14 protein-coding genes and 1 pseudogene are annotated in these 17559 nt (G+C 43.9%); 6 read left to right on the top strand and 9 right to left on the bottom strand.

The window, feature by feature from the left end; translation table 11 throughout:
- Nucleotides 1-97 precede the first annotated feature (97 nt).
- The 4 genes from JMY06_RS00075 to potA all read right to left on the bottom strand — a co-directional run bounded on the left by JMY06_RS00075 (nt 98) and on the right by potA (nt 4217).
- Complete coding sequence (locus JMY06_RS00075) at nt 98-988, bottom strand: LysR family transcriptional regulator (RefSeq protein WP_201529256.1); 891 nt, start codon at nt 986-988, stop codon at nt 98-100.
- Nucleotides 989-1162: 174 nt separating this feature from the next.
- The gene (potC, locus tag JMY06_RS00070) at nt 1163-2023 is read right to left on the bottom strand and encodes a spermidine/putrescine ABC transporter permease PotC (protein WP_227672080.1); all 861 of its coding nucleotides are present in this window, start codon (nt 2021-2023) and stop codon (nt 1163-1165) included.
- Entirely contained in the window at nt 2023-2910 is an 888-nt protein-coding gene (gene potB, locus JMY06_RS00065) for a spermidine/putrescine ABC transporter permease PotB (RefSeq protein WP_201529254.1), read from the bottom strand. Before potB ends, potC begins: the two co-directional genes overlap by 1 nt.
- Nucleotides 2910-4217, bottom strand: a complete 1308-nt coding sequence (gene potA / locus JMY06_RS00060) for a spermidine/putrescine ABC transporter ATP-binding protein PotA (RefSeq protein ID WP_201615460.1) — start codon at nt 4215-4217, stop codon at nt 2910-2912. The genes potB and potA overlap by 1 nt, the downstream gene beginning before the upstream one ends.
- 415 nt (nt 4218-4632) lie before the next feature.
- On the opposite strand from potA, the gene JMY06_RS00055 reads away from it, so the two are divergent.
- The 3 genes and pseudogenes from JMY06_RS00055 to JMY06_RS00045 form a co-directional block, all read left to right on the top strand.
- A complete protein-coding gene (locus JMY06_RS00055) occupies nt 4633-5271 on the top strand; it encodes a carbonic anhydrase (RefSeq protein WP_201615459.1) in 639 nt (212 codons plus the stop codon).
- A gap of 204 nt (nt 5272-5475) precedes the next feature.
- Nucleotides 5476-6039: a lactoylglutathione lyase gene (gloA, locus tag JMY06_RS00050; RefSeq protein ID WP_201615458.1), complete on the top strand. Its 564-nt coding sequence runs from the start codon at nt 5476-5478 to the stop codon at nt 6037-6039.
- A 116-nt stretch (nt 6040-6155) separates the two neighbouring features.
- A pseudogene (locus JMY06_RS00045) lies at nt 6156-6389 on the top strand (mechanosensitive ion channel domain-containing protein); the annotation flags it as partial.
- A gap of 283 nt (nt 6390-6672) precedes the next feature.
- On the opposite strand, the gene JMY06_RS00040 reads toward JMY06_RS00045, so the two are convergent.
- From JMY06_RS00040 to ribA, 3 genes are all read right to left on the bottom strand, one after another.
- On the bottom strand, nt 6673-7143 hold the full coding sequence (locus JMY06_RS00040) for a c-type cytochrome (protein WP_201615457.1): 471 nt from the start codon (nt 7141-7143) through the stop codon (nt 6673-6675).
- Nucleotides 7144-7481: 338 nt separating this feature from the next.
- Complete coding sequence (gene hemF, locus JMY06_RS00035) at nt 7482-8468, bottom strand: oxygen-dependent coproporphyrinogen oxidase (RefSeq protein WP_201615456.1); 987 nt, start codon at nt 8466-8468, stop codon at nt 7482-7484.
- A 107-nt stretch (nt 8469-8575) separates the two neighbouring features.
- Nucleotides 8576-9250, bottom strand: coding sequence for a GTP cyclohydrolase II (gene ribA / locus JMY06_RS00030; protein ID WP_201615455.1), 675 nt, complete (start codon nt 9248-9250; stop codon nt 8576-8578).
- 612 nt (nt 9251-9862) lie between these two features.
- Here ribA and dxs point away from each other — a divergent pair.
- Both dxs and JMY06_RS00020 read left to right on the top strand, forming a co-directional pair.
- Nucleotides 9863-11956 carry a 1-deoxy-D-xylulose-5-phosphate synthase gene (dxs, locus tag JMY06_RS00025; RefSeq protein WP_201615454.1) on the top strand — a complete coding sequence of 698 codons (2094 nt, stop codon included), beginning with the start codon at nt 9863-9865 and terminating at the stop codon, nt 11954-11956.
- A 370-nt stretch (nt 11957-12326) separates the two neighbouring features.
- A complete protein-coding gene (locus JMY06_RS00020) occupies nt 12327-13154 on the top strand; it encodes an inositol monophosphatase family protein (RefSeq protein ID WP_201529238.1) in 828 nt (275 codons plus the stop codon).
- Between the two features lie 111 nt (nt 13155-13265).
- Here JMY06_RS00020 and JMY06_RS00015 read toward each other — a convergent pair whose 3' ends face one another.
- Both JMY06_RS00015 and JMY06_RS00010 read right to left on the bottom strand, forming a co-directional pair.
- Nucleotides 13266-14660 carry a WS/DGAT/MGAT family O-acyltransferase gene (locus tag JMY06_RS00015; RefSeq protein ID WP_201529236.1) on the bottom strand — a complete coding sequence of 465 codons (1395 nt, stop codon included), beginning with the start codon at nt 14658-14660 and terminating at the stop codon, nt 13266-13268.
- Between the two features lie 158 nt (nt 14661-14818).
- Nucleotides 14819-15655: a thiazole synthase gene (locus JMY06_RS00010; protein ID WP_201615453.1), complete on the bottom strand. Its 837-nt coding sequence runs from the start codon at nt 15653-15655 to the stop codon at nt 14819-14821.
- A gap of 274 nt (nt 15656-15929) precedes the next feature.
- Between JMY06_RS00010 and gspE the strand changes: the two genes are divergently transcribed.
- Complete coding sequence (gene gspE / locus JMY06_RS00005) at nt 15930-17465, top strand: type II secretion system ATPase GspE (RefSeq protein ID WP_201615452.1); 1536 nt, start codon at nt 15930-15932, stop codon at nt 17463-17465.
- Nucleotides 17466-17559: the final 94 nt, after the last annotated feature.

Genomic DNA, 17559 nt, shown 5'->3' with positions numbered 1-17559 from the left:
CCGTGTAGCTGCGCCACTTTTCGATACTTTGAAAATCTCTCACAGCTGCGCTCTATCTGTTTTAGAGTAGACCAACTATATTAACTATGATTAGTAGCTACAAAGGCTTAACGATTCCTTCTAATAAACTCGCAAAGCCTTGCATATAAGCCGTATCCTTACTCGAGGCACGGGTTGCGGCATACAGCTGACAATGGACGCCGTCACCTAGCGGTCGAGAAACTACCCAGCCTTTCTTCTCGTATTCAGCGACTACCCAATCTGGTAATGCCGCCACTCCGCGCTCACTAGCAACCAATTGAATCAGCATAGCTGTTAGCTCAGTAGTACGAATTCGCTTAAAGGTTTCCTGCGCTGGGGTCATAAAGTTGGCAATAATATCAAGGCGCTTGGCTTCGACCGGATAGGCAATCAAGGTTTCATCGCGCAAGTCTTCTGGGCATATAAATGCTTGCTCCGCTAAATTATGCAGCGGCGAGAGCACCAAACGGCTTTCGTATTCAAATAGCGACTGATAGCTAATACCGTCTATCGGTAAATTACTGGTAGTAATCAGCAGGTCAATATCACCTTCCATCAATAAATGATGCGGCTCAGGCTCAAAACCAGTAGCAAAGTCCAGCTCCACATCCGACCACTCACGGCGATATTGATTCAGTATCGGCATTAACCAGTCAAAGCAGCTATGACACTCAGATGCCAAGCGCATTCTGCCAGCTTGCCCGTGGGCTAAGCGCTTGAGATTGGCTTTAGTACGAGTGACTTGCGGCATAATACTATCGGCCAATGCGAGTACAGTTTTGCCAGCAGGCGTAAAGGATAGCGGACGGGTCCGACGATTAACCAGACTGATATCGTAGTAGTTTTCCAGCTCCTTAAGCTGATGCGAGACTGCCGAGGCCGTGACATGCAGCTCATCGGCAGCAGCAGCGAGCGAACCATGCGCCCGCAGCGCAGTTAAGGTATTAAGATGACGGAGTTCAAGCATAATAGAGGTTAACCACTAAGTTGCAAAAGAATGTTGAAGTTGAATAAAATTCATTATAACTAATACTATGCTGATTTTCACTCAAAGATTAGTAGCTATTTAATAAGTAAGTAACAATTAGCATCGATTTAATAATTAGTAATATTTAATAACTGGCAGCGATTTAATAAGAAACTAGCGTCGACGTAATAACAGCTGCGAGATGATAACTAATATTAACGACGCCGCTAATAATAGCGTACCGATAGCATTGACTTCAGGTTTGAGTCCGACTCGTACCATTGAATAGATACGCAGCGGCAGAATCTCATAGCTAGGCCCAGTCACAAAGGTGGAGACTACCACATCATCAAGCGATAAGGTAAAGGCCAATAACCAACCTGCCAGCACCGCCGGCAATATCACCGGAATTAAAACTGTGCGTACCATCGTCGATTCGCTTGCACCCAAATCCCGGGCGGCTTCCATCAGCTGTTCATCCAAGCTACTCAACCGCGCAAAGACAGTGATAACCACAAAAGGTAGGCAAAAAGTAATGTGCGCTAATAATAACGACACAAAGCCTAACTGCAGACCAATTAATAAAAATAATGCCAATAGTGATATCGCCAGCACAATCTCAGGGGACATCATCAGCACAAATAATAAGCCGTTAAGTAACCCTTTACCGCGAAATTTATAGCGATGTAAGGCCAGCGCCGTCAAGGTACCTATGAAAGCTGAAACCGTAGCCGCGACTAAGCCTAAAACGATTGAATGCCAAAAAGCATCCAACATTGCTTGGTTTTTAAATAGTGATTCATACCACTTTAAGCTAAAACCACCCCAGTTATAGCCAGTTTTTGACTCATTAAAAGACATGACTACCAAGACAATAATAGGCAAATATAATAGGGTATAAATCAAACCTAGATAGCCTTTGGCTGCAATACTGCCAAGCTTGATGTTTTGTTTAATAAACTGCTTAGAGTTTGAGGTTTTAGGCGTGTGCGGCGCTTTGTTTTTGATAATGTGGCTGTTATGAGAGTCAGACATTAGGCCACCTCATTGAAGTCAGTCTTGCCAATACGGCGGCTACTGGCCCGATAAGCAAATAATAATACGGCCATAGCCAGCGTTAGTAACACGCTAGCTGCTGCCCCAAAGGGCCAATCGCGGGCATCTAAGAACTGGTTTTTGATAATATTACCAACCAATAAATTGCGTGAGCCGCCTAAAATATCCGCCACATAGAACATACCCATTGCGGGTAGCAATACTAATAATATTCCAGAGATAATTCCCGGTGTGGTTAACGGTAGCACTACATGCCAAAACGTCTGCGTCCTTGAAGCGCCCAAGTCCTGCGAGGCCAGCAGCATGTCATTGCGCAAGTCAGTAAATACGGCATATAACGGCAACACCATAAAGGGAAACAACAAGTAAGTTAGACCAGCAATCACCGCGCCTTGGGTATATAACATATCAATCGGGGTATCAATAATGCCGATGGCTAACAGGGCTTTATTGATCAAACCGTTAGTAGCAAACAATAACTTTAGCGCATAAACCCTGACTAAAGAGTTGGTCCAAAATGGCAATATTAAAAGCAACATTAATAATGGCTGCCAACGGGCTTTGGTCTTTGATACCAGCCATGCAAACGGGTAGCCGAGTAGTAGACAAATAACTGTCGTGATTCCTGCCATCCATAATGAATGGACAAACACTTCAAAGTATAGCGGGTCGATTATGCGCACATAACTGTCGATACTAACCGGCAAGCTAATAAATTCGCTACTATCGCGAGTCAAAAGGCTGACTATTATTACCAATATATTGGGTAATAAGGCGAAAATGAGCAGCCAACCCCAGATCAGCCACAGCGTCGCCGTTCGAAAGGGGCTTTTATTGCTTAAGTGTGTTGAGCTTGCGCGTGCCATTAACTCACATCCTTTTGGACCGTTGCGCTATTCAATTCATGGCCTGCTTCATCATCAATGGAGCCATCTTCTGGCAGTACCCATTCCCAGCCATCGACCCAAGTGACCTTGACCGCTTCATCCATTTTATAATCGAAGCTCGGATCATCTTCATCGAAGAACTCAGATGCCTTGATAATATGGCCGTTATTCAATTCAATAATAGAGTCCAACGTGCTGCCTTTATAATTACTTTCGATGACGCGACCAAGTAGTCCGGCTTGAATGCTATCGTCAGGGTCATAAATGCGCAAATCTTCAGGGCGTAATAATAAATTAACAATATCACCGACTCTTACATCATTAGCAAAATCAGGCCGGCGCAAATTACGTAAGGTTGTCGGACCATCTTGCGCTTGCGCCTCGCAGACTTCGACTTCAATGCGGCCATTAGTCACCTGTCCATCAAGATCTGGCTGGTCAGGATTGACACCTTTTACTTCTGCTTTAAATAAATTGGTCTCACCAATAAACTTGGCGGTAAATAAATTGGCAGGCGTTTCATAAATTTGAATGGGTGTGCCAATTTGCTGAAACTTGCCGTCTTTCATCACGGCAATACGATCTGACATCGATAGCGCTTCTTCTTGATCATGGGTGACGAATACAAAGGTAATGCCCAGCTCACGTTGTAAACGCTTCAGCTCTGATTGCATTTGCAAGCGCAGCTTATAATCAAGTGCCGATAGCGGCTCGTCCAGTAATAATAGTTTAGGGCGATTTATAACGGCACGGGCAATCGCGACACGCTGTTGCTGACCACCGGACAAGTCTTGTGGCCTGCGATTGGCTAAATGCCCCAGTTGAACCAGTGCTAGCATATCGCGCACTCGAGTTTGAATCTCATCTTTGGGTACTTTTTTAAGCTTAAGCCCATAAGCGACATTTTGCGCCACCGTCATATGGGGAAATAACGCATACTGCTGAAACACTGTATTTACAGGGCGTTTATCCGCAGGCAGTCCCGCCATTTGTACTCCATCTAAATAAATCGAGCCTGCGCTTGATTGCTCAAAGCCTGCAATCAAGCGCAGTAGAGTGGTCTTACCGCAGCCTGAAGGACCCAATAAAGTCAAAAACTCACCTTGCTTGATATTAAGATTAATATCAGTCAATACATCAGTTTCATCGTAGGTTTTTTTAATACCCCTCAGTTGAAGAAGTACATCGGTGGGCACGGTGCTAGCACTATTGTTATTAGTTTTAATGGTAGAGCCAGCGTGAGAAGCCTTAAGGCTTGTACGCAAGTTTGCGGGCGAGTCGGTCATGAGATGATTCCCTAAAATACCAAAATGACAGTGTAGCTATTGATACCCAAGTTTTAGGCAAGCTGTTTTATAAAGAAGCATTTTGTCATAAATATAAGCGCGGTCGTGAAGCTGCGTATTATAACAAATCGCCCGCTCAAGTTAGTGCAATCTCGTTACCAGTTACGTGGCTCATACCTTGTGTTGTCGGGTTTTTATAGCCTTTATTTGCTCTGCAAGATATAACCATTAACTATCATCTGCAAAAAGCGGTTTTGTTAACGAGCTATTAAGGGGATATTAAAATTAAATTTTTTATCAAATTTTTGGGCTGATTGCTATACAATCATTTTAGCGCTAAAAAAGACTTAGCTCATATGCACTTTAAAACACGCATCTTAAATATTTTATCATCCAGTAATACTAAGGAGCTCTCATGACTGAAGACACTCGCCCAAAAACAGGACAAGAAGCGCTGACACTGCTTAAAGAAGGCAATGAGCGCTATGTAGATAGTCTGTCCAATTCTGACCCATCAATGCAACGCCGCCCCGGGCTGGTTAATGATCAAGATCCGCTTGCCATTATATTGGGCTGCTCGGATGCACGCGTGCCAGTAGAAATCGTTTTTGATCAAGGTTTAGGTGATTTATTCGTCATTCGAGTGGCGGGTAATGTGGTTGCGCCCTCCCAAATCGGCTCAATTGAGTTTGCTGCCGAAAAGTTTAATACTCAATTAGTAGTGGTACTTGGGCATTCGCATTGCGGTGCGGTCACCGCTTGTGTAGAAACCTTAATTAAGCCAGAAAAATATTACTCACCCAATCTACAATCTATCGTCGATCGCATTCGTCCAAGCGTTTATAACCTGCATGAGCTTGCCACTGCCAATGGCCACGATGTCGATGCTGATGAGCTGATTGACCGCTCCATTCGTGCTAATGTGCGTATGTCAGTCAGTCAGCTGAAACATGGCTCGCGTGCTTTAGAGGACTTAACTAGCAGTGGTCAGTTATTAATCGTCGGTGCAGAGTATGATGTGGATACTGGTAAGGTGCGTTTTTTAGACAGCTAATAAAATCAGTCCTCGTATAAAACCCTAACAGTAAAACTTTTGTTATTATGATGACGATAGACAGCTGTCGTGTTATCGATTTGATATTGTTAATATTGCTGCTAATATCGTTGCTTGTATTAATATAATGATAAAGCGGCTTTATCATTAAAGCTGGGCATTTACTTTATTTAACACACTCTCATGAACAGGATAATGATATTTATGTCTAATTCCACATCGAACTCAACCGCAATCAGTCCGCAACCGGCTAATAGTATCAAGGCATCTGGTATTCAGCCTATTGCCATGCAAACCAGTGGTTTTACTTTTAATCACACCATGTTACGGGTAAAAGATCCAGCAAAGTCGTTAGAGTTTTATACCGGCGTTCTAGGTATGACCTTACTTGCCATTAAAAAATTCCCTGAGATGGAATTTGATTTGTACTTTCTAGCGAAGTTGACGGATGATGAGCGCGATAATCTACCAGCTGGTGAAGATTTGGCCATTTATACCTTCCGTCAGCGCGGTATTTTAGAGCTGACCCATAATTATGGTACTGAGAATCAAGATGGTTTTAGCTATCATGATGGTAACCAAGACCCTCAGGGTTTTGGCCATATTTGCTTTAGCGTGCCAGATTTACATGCGGCGGTTGCTTGGTTTGACAACAATAATGTCACGTTTAAAAAACGTCCAGAAGACGGCAGTATGAAAAATATCGCCTTTATTAAAGATGTTGATGGCTACTGGATTGAGATTGTACAAGCGGATTTGATGAGTTAGTGAATAGCCAAAGTTTTCTGATTTAACGAGCAAGGTTAAATCAGAAAAGCCAAACCATTAAAGTTGAGGGAATAACGACTGCATGCCCATCTCTGAAGCAGAATTAGCAATGGCCGCTGATTTCAGAGCCGTTTCGTATTGGCGATCGAATCGTTTCAGGCGAGTATGAAGGTACGGTTGAGGATATTAAAATCCGTGCCACCACCATTAAAACTTATGATGGTCGGTAAGAGGCTATCCCTAACTCAGATTTTTATACCTCAGTATTGACGGTCAATACCGCTTATAAGCAGCATCGCCTGCAAGTTGACGTGGGCATTGGTTATAAGGATGATATTGAGGCGGTAAAAGCATAGATTTAAGCGATCCCTCGATAAAAGCGATAGTGATACAGCTTAATAACCAAGAAGCTGATACTGATACTCTTACAAATACCAGTATGAAGTAGGTTGATAGCTATAAGTGATTGTCTAAGTTGCTTCTTTTATTGAAGAATTGAACATTAAAGCATTAAAGCATTAAAGCATTAAAGCATTAATAAATTTTAGCCCATAAAAAACCGCCATTCTCAAACTGAGTTGGCGGTTTTTTTATTTTTCTGACTCTTATTTAATAAAGATTTATTAGACAATATTAGTCATCTTTTTTAACTTGGAAGTCGTCATGGCATGACTTGCAGCTTTTACCAACTGCGCCAAAGGCCGGCTCGATGTCGTCAGCACTAGTTGCCATCTGCGCCGTACTGTTAAGCTCAGCGGTTACTTGTTGGAATTTATCAGCGTCTGCTTTAAAACCATCAACGTCTACCCAAACGGCATCGGTGGCATTACCTACCGCTTCTTTATTCTCAAAATGGCTCCAAGGATTTTTGGCTTCTCCTGCTAAGAATGCCGCTTGTTCTTGAAATTCTTCTGCGTCAAAAGTGTCCGGTGCTTTAACCATACCACCCATAACTTCCATGGCATCACCATAGTTTTTCATGATATCTTGACGCGCCTTAACATCTGGATGAGTAGGCGTACAGGCTGTTAGACCTATTACAGCAGTCATCATTGAGATGCCAAAGATTGATTTTAATGATTTACTGATGTGAACCTGTGCCATACGAGAACTCCTTTACACTTGGTTATTACTATGTACTCTCCATAGCTAAAGGCTAGGAGTCATAAGAATATGCTGGGAAATTACATAAATAAAGGTCAGCTATTACAGCCGACCTTTATTAATCTATAAAGCTAATTGATATTATTAATTCATTATTACTATTAACTAACTAGTATTGTTAATTAATTTACACTGTAAATATCATGATGTTTATATGGCAATCATAGATTCATCACAGTGCTAAATAACGCATTTGCTGACCGATGTAAAACGAGCGCAAATATAAGATATATTACAACAGATGTCTAACATCTAGACTAACATTATGCCAATAAAGACTATAAAGTCAACCAATCTCGCGGTTTCAAATAGTAATAGGTCAGCTCAAACTCTGCTGTACCTTCGACCGGCTCAAAGCGATAGTGCCAGCTGGCAAGGGGTGGCATGCTAACTAAGATGGATTCGATACGCCCGTTACTCTGTAAACCGAATAGCGTTCCACGGTCATAAACGAGGTTATATTCGACATAACGTCCACGGCGATAGAGCTGAAATTCACGCTGCTCGTCTGTATAAGGGGCCTCTTTACGCTGCTCAAAAATCGGAATAATACCATCAAGATAGCCATTACCGACCGCTTTCATAAAGTCAAAGCAGGTGTCGAAGTCCCAGCCGCGACTCTCAAAATTTACATCATCATAAAACAGCCCGCCAATACCGCGCTGCTCATCACGGTGGCGCAGATGAAAGTACTCATCACACCATTGTTTAAAGTCAGGATAAACAGTGTCACCAAACGGCGCGCAGAGGTCATGACAAACTTGATGCCAGTGCACACAATCGGCCAGTACGGGATAAAAGGGAGTTAAGTCAAAGCCGCCGCCGAACCACCAAATGGGATCTTCACCCTCTGCTTCTGCGACAAACAGTCGGACATTGGCATGGCTGGTCGGAACGTTAGGGTTTTTGGGATGGACGACTAAAGACACGCCCATCGCTTGCGCTCGGCGTCCCGCAATATTAGGATGACGGGCAGTTGCTGAGGCGGGCAAATTATGGACATGGATATGGCTGAACATAACCCCTGCTTTTTCGATAACCTCGCCATTGGCTAAAATGCATGAACGACCGCCGCCACCCTCGGGGCGCTCCCAATCATCAGGAACAAAGGTTGCATTGCCGCCGCCATCAGCTTCTTGGGCTTCTAATGCTTGGCAAATACGCGCTTGCAAATCTACTAAAAACTCACGTACGCGCATGATATCGTTTTCACAGGGCGTTAAGTTGCCAGCATTGGTATTGTTATTTATATCAGGAATGCTCATAAAAATATCTATTATAATGGATTGTGTTGGTTGTTTAACAGGGTCATTTATAGCAGCTATTCATAACTAACCGCTATTCATAATAGGAATAAATGACTCTGTTGGTCTTACTTATTATGATGGGCTTTTGTATGAATATCTTTATCCAGTAGGTGTCCCATACGATCACGCTTGGTTGCCATATAACCGGCATTGATATCATTGACCCCAACCAATAGCGGCACGCGTTCGGCCACATGAATACCATGCTCGTTTAAATAAGCGACTTTATCTGGATTATTGGTAATCAGCCGCACCTCGGTGACGCCCACGTGAGCCAGCATGGCGCTGCACATATCATACGTGCGCGCATCGGCCGGAAACCCTAACATCAAGTTAGCATCTAAGGTATCATGGCCTTGATCTTGTAGCGCATAGGCGCGAATCTTATTGGTCAAGCCAATACCGCGACCTTCTTGGCGCAAATAAAGAATAGCGCCGCAACCATCTTCCTGTATGGCTTGCATGGCAGCATTGAGCTGCGGGCCGCAATCGCATTTTAATGAGCTAAAGGCATCGCCCGTTAGACATTCAGAGTGAATACGTACCAGCGGAATAGGATGCGCCGACTTGTTATGCTGCTGACCATTGAGCGCGGCATCTGCCTCTAATATAGGGTCAGCCACAGACAGGCCGACGGTAAGCATCACATGCTCTTTACCGTCTTCATTTTCAAACATATGAATATCAAACTCGCCGTGACGAGTGGGCAACGTGGCACTGGTAATAAATTGATATGACATTAATGTCCTGCATAGGCCGATTATCGTGGCGGTAGAGGGTATGGTCATAGTTATCGAAGCTACGTTTTAAAAACCACGTGCTGATAGCTATATAATTAGTAGTTATGATAATTGGTATTTATGGCTGCTTATATTTATAGGGTTAGTAGTCTAGCTTTTCAATTTTATAATTATTTATTAATGTTATAGTTTTTATAACCTTGCTAAGATAGCATTGATAAACATAACTTCCATTAACCGAGCGCGTTGATAGAGTTTGTGATAAAAACACATAAAGTTCACACATAGCGCACGATGATTTCAACGATAGTTAAAAAAAAATGTTATTATGCCATACTATTTTAACGGATACAGTGACAAGTCTTTCCCCTTACATTACTGTATCGTCACTATATCACGGATATTAGTGCACAACGATAGTGCATAATATGAACGATTAGCGCTGATGTGGTAAGCATATCATCATCCCTACATCGCGAGCCAATGGCTATAATTTTAGCCGCTAAGCTAATGCTGTAGAATATTAAATGCTGCCATATCTAGACGATAACGGCGCATCAGGATATGATAAGGTGTCACCTTGTCATCAGATTGGTAGGTATAGTACGGTTTATGCAGCAGTCAACTCATTCCTCACAGTCTTGGTCGTCATCAACGCCATCAGCTACCGATTCTGCTGCGCACCTATCCGGCTTGCAACAGACTTACACGGTGATACCGCGCACGCGTCCTAATATACCTCTTCTGGATGCTATTGATGCCCCCAACGACCTAAAATCGCTCACCATCGAGCAGCTGATAACCTTGGCGGATGAACTGCGCCTGTTCTTATTGTATTCAGCGGGTCAAAGTGGCGGTCATTTTGGGGCCAATCTTGGCGTGGTCGAGCTGACTATTGCGCTACATTACCTGTTAGATACACCGCTTGATCAAATTGTCTGGGATGTCGGGCATCAAGCCTATGCCCATAAAGTGCTGACTGGCCGCCGAGATAATCTTAGTAGCATCCGCGCTAAAGACGGTCTAACGGCCTTCCCTGAACGTGCAGAATCTGTCTATGATACTTTTGGCGTTGGTCATTCATCCACTGCTATTTCTGCAGGTTTAGGCATGAGTTTGGCGCTGCGCTATCAAGGGCGCGAGCAAACTGTGGCTTCCGTAATTGGCGATGGCGCAATGACCGGCGGCATGGCTTTTGAGGCGATGAATGATGCGGTACAGCAAAACGCTAATTTATTAGTGATTTTGAATGATAATGACATGTCGATATCCTGCTCTATCGGTGGGTTTTCACGCCATTTAGCAATGCTTTGGGAATCTGGGTATCAAGTTGATATCTCGGAATCAGGCGCGCCAGTATTACGTCAGCGTCCGATTATGCAGGCCTTTAATAGACGTAAACGGCACCGTGAGCAGCGTGATGTACCGCAGCTAGAAGATAATTTATTTAAAGCTATTGGTTTTACCTATTTTGGCCCTTTTGATGGTCACAATATTCCTGAGCTCTTGCGGGTATTGTCATTAGCCAAGCAGGTTCATGGTCCAGTTTTGGTACATATTTATACCACCAAGGGTAAAGGTTTTGCGCCAGCAGAGCTTGATCCTGTCGGTTATCATGCCATCAGTAAGTTACCGATTGATGAAAACGCGTCGTCTATTAATCAGCCTATTAGCACTGAACCGAAAGCGGCGCCAGCCTTAAAATACTCGCAAGTATTCGGGCAGTTTTTATGTGATAAAGCAGCAGAAGATGATAAGCTGTTGGCCATCACTCCAGCTATGGAAGAAGGCTCGGGAATGATTGAGTTTGCCCGTCAATTTCCGGAGCGCTTTTTTGATGTAGCGATTGCTGAACAACATGCAGTCACGTTAGCAGGCGGCATGGCAACCCAAGGCATTAAACCAGTGGTCGCCATCTATTCGACCTTTTTACAGCGCGGTTATGATCAGCTTATCCATGATGTTGCTCTGCAAGATTTAGATGTGATGTTTGCTATTGATCGTGCTGGTTTGGTCGGTGAAGATGGCGCGACTCATGCTGGAGTGTTCGATTTTGCCTTTTTACGCTGCGTGCCCAATATGCTGATTGCTGCACCAAAAGACGAAAATGAATGTTATCAATTGCTAAATACTTGTTACGAATATAAAGGCAGCACGGCGGTACGCTATCCACGCGGTACGGGTACTGGGGCGACTATTGAACAACCTGCCCAGAATTATAAGATTGGCCAAGCTGTTGTAGAATCAGTATTAGGTGCCGATAACGCTCCTGTGAAGCTGGCTTTATTAGCGTTTGGTACGATGGTCGCAACCGCTCAGCAAGCGGCTGAAGCTTTGTTAGAAGTATTGACGACTGATGATAATATCAAAGCAGACAACACAGTCAGCGCAACTGGCTGTCAAGTTCAAGTCGTTAATATGCGCTGGGTGAAGCCGTTAGATACCAGCTTGATAGAGCAATTATTAACACAAGGTGTCACTCATATCGCCACTTTAGAAGAGCATATGATTATGGGCGGCGCGGGCAGTGCGGTGAATGAATATTTACTCAATGAATCACTTGGCTTCAAACGTAATCGTCCAGAAATTTGCAATATTGGTATCGCTGATCGCTTTGCATCCCATGGCTCGCAAGCAGAGCAGCTAGCTGATTGCGGCCTAGACGTTGTTGGAGTTTTGGCACAATTACAGCGGTTATTAACGTAAATTTGTCTTGAATCAATGCACTCTAAAAAAGTTACTTCAAGTGATTAGAGTAACTTTTAAAAACAGTTTCAAAACTATTTTAAGCCATTGTTAATAAAGCTGGTTTTAGTTTAACTGGTTCTAATAAAGAATTTATAGTAATAACGCCTGCTTGCCGTAGGTGCTCATTTTTTTTACAATTTGCGTAATTTGTGGTGACGACCAACGATGTTGGATTGTGTGGGCAGCATGACCGTATTTTTTATTTTTATGTTATTTTTTTAAAAGCCATATTTTTTGTATAATGGCCTTAATATTTTTAAACCTAGTATTTTTAGCAGAAATATCCGTACTATTCATTCGCTTCATTCATTCAGCAGATAGGTTATTTATGGAACCCATGGTCGTCATCGCAGCGCGTGCTGCCGAAAAAGTCGGTAAAGAGATTTTATATGCGCATCAAAACCGCCACAAAATCGAGCTGGATATTGAGTCAAAAGGGCTTGACGGTCTAGTGACGCGCATCGATCGCTTCAGCGAAGAGCTGACCATTGAGACGCTAAAAGCCAGCTACCCAAATCATTCTTTCCTAGGTGAAGAGTTTGGAATGCAAGAAGGTCGTGGCGAAGATGCTGACTGGTGCTGGATTATTGATCCGTTGGATGGGACTAAAAACTTCGTTCATGGCGTACCGCAGTTTTGTGTCTCAATTGCGGTGCAGTATAAAGGCGTGACCGAACATGGTGTGGTCTATGATCCCGTCCGCGATGAGATGTTCTCTGCCAGTCGCGGTAAAGGCGCGCGCTTAAACAACCGCCGTATGCAAGTGAGCGAACGCAAAACCATTGATGGCGGTCTTTTCACTACCGGTCATCCGCTAGAACGCATGCGCAATGGCCAAGTGGTTTCTTACGCCAAAGAGCATTTTGAAAGTTTGCTAAAGGTTTCTGAACAGGGTGGTCAAATTCGTCGTTTGGGGTCAGCGGCACTAGATTTATGCTATGTGGCTGCCGGTCGTTTTGATGGCTACTTTGAGATGTCAATCAAGCCGTGGGATATTGCTGCTGGTGAGCTCATCGTTACCGAAGCGCGCGGCGTGGTCGTCGATCATAAAGGCGCTCATGATTCTATGACCACTGGATCTATCTTTGCCTGTAACGTAAAATTATTAAAACCATTGATGCAAGTGGTCGTACCGACATGGCGTGATGCAGTATAATTTAATTTTGCAAATCTTATCAATAAAAAAGGCTGACTTCATATTGGAGTCAGCCTTTTTTATCGGGCGGTTACTGAGTTTTTATTAGGTATTTATAATTATCTCGTTTGACTATTCACGAAAACCTAACCGTTTCTCTTCGTTGATGTTTTCCAACACACTCAGCTCTTCTTCAATTAACATCAGTATATCTTGCACATGCGGTAGCAGCCTGCTACAAGCGGTAATACAAAACTCAATTTTATCTAAATAAGTAGCGAGGGTGATATTCATACCCTGCCCATCTACTATTATTGAGGCTGGATATAGAGCTTTAAGCGGTGCGCCATTCCAATATAGTGGTTTTTTAGAACCCGGTACGTTAGAGATAATCAAATTAAAGGCTTGTTTTTTGGGGAATAAACCAGTTAAGACATTCAGACCTTCCCATGCATAAGCAACAGCACTATAGTTAATCACTTGTGCCTGATTCATACGTCGAAAGCGGCGCTTGCCACTATTCATACTACTATGAATTAATTGCAATCGGCGCATCGGATTGTCCAAATGCGTCCCTAAATTAGCCAATAAAAACGAGATTTGATTGCCCGTCGCGCTATCATCACTGCGTAGTGATATCGGTACAAAAGCAATTAAAGGCTTGTTGGGTAGGGCGTTCATCGCTAGCAGATAATGCCGTATAGCTCCGGCACAGACCGCTAGAATTACGTCATTCATATTAACGTCAAGCTCATCAGCAATATCACGAAAGCGCTGCATGTCATACGATTGCGCCGCTATACGCCGTGAGGCTGAGATGCGTTGATTCAGGACGCTCATAGGTGCATCAAAGGTACCGACATAGTCGTCATCACCATGATGCTTAATATTGTCAAGCAGCTCGGTAACTACTGGCTTAATAGTAGACAGCTGCTCTTTAATAATACGCGTTACCGAACGTCCCGCTGGAATCAGCGCATCGACTTGATTACGATGGCGAGCCATTAGCGACCAAACAGGCAGGGTCATCGGTTCGTTGGGTGATTGCGAGAGTGACTTTTGAATCAGGCGCATGGCAGCAATGCCATCGACCAGTGAGTGATGAATCTTAAAATATAACGCAAAACGTTCAGGGCTACCTATGGTTTCTGGTTGGATGCCTTCGATAACGTGACATTCCCACAATGGCATCGCACGATCCAGCAGGCGCCCATGCTCTTTTGACACATACATTAGCAATTCGCGAACGCGCGCCGGCCTAGGCAGAGCAACATGACGAAAATGATGTTCGACATCAAAATCCTCATCTTGCTTCCAGAATATCAGACGGTCGAGCACCTGATTGAAAGGAAAGCTTGGCGGCACCTTAGAGGTTTGCATCTGCTGAACCAACTGATAAACAAAATCGCTATTCGCGCCTTGTGCATCTGCTGGTAATTCAAACAAAAATAAGCCGCCAACATGCATAGGCTGCTTACGGGATTCCAGCAGTAAGAATAACTGGTCGACTGCCGTCAACAATCGCATGGCGTGTCCTTTAAAGTCAATAAGCTGCGCGTTGTAGGCCGCCATTATGGCGGCACATCGATATGAACAGCAGTTAAGTTAAGTCTATCTTATTAATTCACTACTAACTGTCTATTATTGTTTACTAAAATTTTGATTAAAAAGCTTTCTAATAATTTTTATTGAAAAAAGTATCCGGTTTGCGGTGAGCTGGCTTGTGCTATTTTGCGCATGGGCATCCGTCCGGCTAAGAACGCTTGACGTCCAGCCCAAATCGCATGCTTCATTGCTTGCGCCATCAGTACTGGGTTCTGGGAATTGGCAATCGCCGAGTTCATCAGCACCCCGTCACAGCCTAGTTCCATAGCTATCGCGGCATCTGAGGCTGTACCCACTCCGGCATCAACCAATATGGGTACTTTAGCATTTTCGATAATGAGACTTAGCGTATGGCGATTAATAAGGCCAAGGCCGGAACCAATGAGACTGCCTAATGGCATGATTGCCACACAGCCCATACTCTCTAACTCTTGGGCGACAATAGGGTCGTCCGAGGTGTAAACCATCACCTCAAAACCATCGTCAACCAGTACTTTTGCCGCTTTAAGGGTTTCCATAATATTAGGATAAAGACTTTTTTCGTCGCCTAAGACTTCAAGCTTAACTAGGTTATGACCGCCTAATAGCTCGCGGGCAAGCTTACAAGTGCGCACGGCACTCTCGGCATCGAAACAGCCAGCGGTGTTTGGCAAAATCGTATATTTATCCGGCGAGATGACATCGAGCAAATTAGGCTCGTTGCTATTCTGACCAATATTGGTACGGCGAATAGCAACCGTCACAATTTCTGCCTCTGAAGCGGCAATCGCAGTTCCAGTTTCAGTCATATCTTTATATTTACCCGTACCAACCAATAGGCGCGACGAAAAGGTACGGCTACCAACAGTAAAAGTATCATTAGTCAGAGAAATTGGGTCGTTAGCATCGGTAGCGGCTGGGGTCGTGACTTGTGACATATTTGGCATCCTAATAACGGGCGGACTATAAAAGATAGAGTGAGCAGTAAAAATTCGGCCTTGATGGATAATAACAATACACGATTTTCAAATCGTAGAATAGCGCAAAAGCTTTGCTTATCAAACAAAACAAAATGTTATTATAACAAACTCACAGAGGCTTACTGTCACTCTTTTTTCAGATTAATTATTTAAGCATTCAGCACTTTTATTTTATATTTGTGACGCTTTTTAAAGGTATTCTTTATTAGGCATTGTTTATCAGGTCGTCTTTATGATGCAACTGCCGTATAGTTTTGCAAAACGCCATCAGCTTTTGATTGTTTTGGCGATTGATCCTGAATTGCCACCGACCTTGGTGTTAACGAAAATCACACCATTATCGGCTATTAATGAGGCAGTGCGGTTTTTGCAGCAGCAAGGGGTGCGCGGTGTGCCCAGCTATGATAGCGTCAGTCCAGACGATTTTGAAAAACGCATGAACGCTGCTTACGCTGGTAATACCGGCGAGTCGCAGCATATTGCCGCTGGGTTAGAGGACCATCCTGACCTCGATAGTTTAGCGGATAGCGTTCCTGAAACTGAAGACTTGATGGATCAGCAAGACGATGCGCCCATTATTCGTCTGATTAATGCGCTATTGTCCGAAGCCATTCGTCTCAATGCCTCCGATATTCATATCGAAACTTTTGAGAAACGTTTGGTTGTGCGCTTTCGCGTGGATGGTGAACTCAAAGAAATTATCACACCCAAGCGTCAATTGGCCCCGTTGTTAGTCTCACGTATTAAAGTGATGGCTAAGCTCGATATCGCCGAAAAACGTGTGCCGCAAGATGGGCGAATAAGCCTACGGCTGGCAGGACGCGAAGTCGATGTGCGAGTATCTACCTTACCATCAAGCTTCGGTGAGCGGGTGGTGATGCGCTTGCTCGATAAACAAGCCGGTCATCTCGATATGACTTATTTGGGACTGTCAGATAACGATTATAATGAGCTTAAACGTTTAATCTATCGTCCCCATGGTATTATTTTAGTCACGGGGCCTACTGGTTCTGGTAAAACCACCACTCTTTATGCGGCATTAACTGACTTGAATGATCAAACGCGCAATATTCTGACCGCCGAAGATCCGATTGAGTTTCAGCTCGATGGTATTGGGCAAACCCAAGTAAATAATAAAGTCGATATGACCTTTGCCAAAAGTCTGCGGGCGATGCTCCGCCAAGATCCAGACGTAGTGATGGTTGGTGAAATTCGAGATATAGAGACCGCTGAGATTGCCGTACAAGCGTCGCTAACAGGACATTTGGTATTATCGACTCTACATACTAACACTGCGATTGGGGCAGTCACTCGTCTACAAGACATGGGCATCGAGCCCTTCTTATTATCATCCTCATTGATTGGCGTCGTGGCTCAGCGGCTCGTACGTACGCTATGCACGCACTGTCATACTTGGGAACAAGCTGACCCTGAACAGGTTAAGTTATTTACTGAAATTAATATTGACGCTGATACTGTTAATGGCACTGGGATTAAACTACCTAGAGCGGTCGGCTGTGATAAATGCAATCAATCAGGTTTTAAAGGCCGGACGGCGATATACGAGGTGGTTCCGGTTGACGATACCTTGCGGCGCATGATTCATAGTAATACTGCTGAATATGAGCTGGAAGCTTACGCACGCAAGCAAACGCCATCGATTCGTGCTGACGGGCTGCATAAAGTCATAGCAGGACGCACGACGTTAGAGGAAGTGTTACGGGTGACCAAAGAAAGCGCCATACTTGATGACGCTTTCTTTGGTTAGTTCGAGTAGATAGAGGTTAGGGTCTGTATAGAATTCAAATCAGCGGCAGCCAAATAAAGACACAGGCTAGAATCACAGCAGCTTCATAACTGTC

This window comes from Psychrobacter urativorans, assembly GCF_904846675.1.
Lineage (GTDB): Bacteria > Pseudomonadota > Gammaproteobacteria > Pseudomonadales > Moraxellaceae > Psychrobacter > Psychrobacter urativorans_B.
Note: the sequence above shows the minus strand (reverse complement) of the source record. Positions and strands in the feature narration are given on the sequence as shown.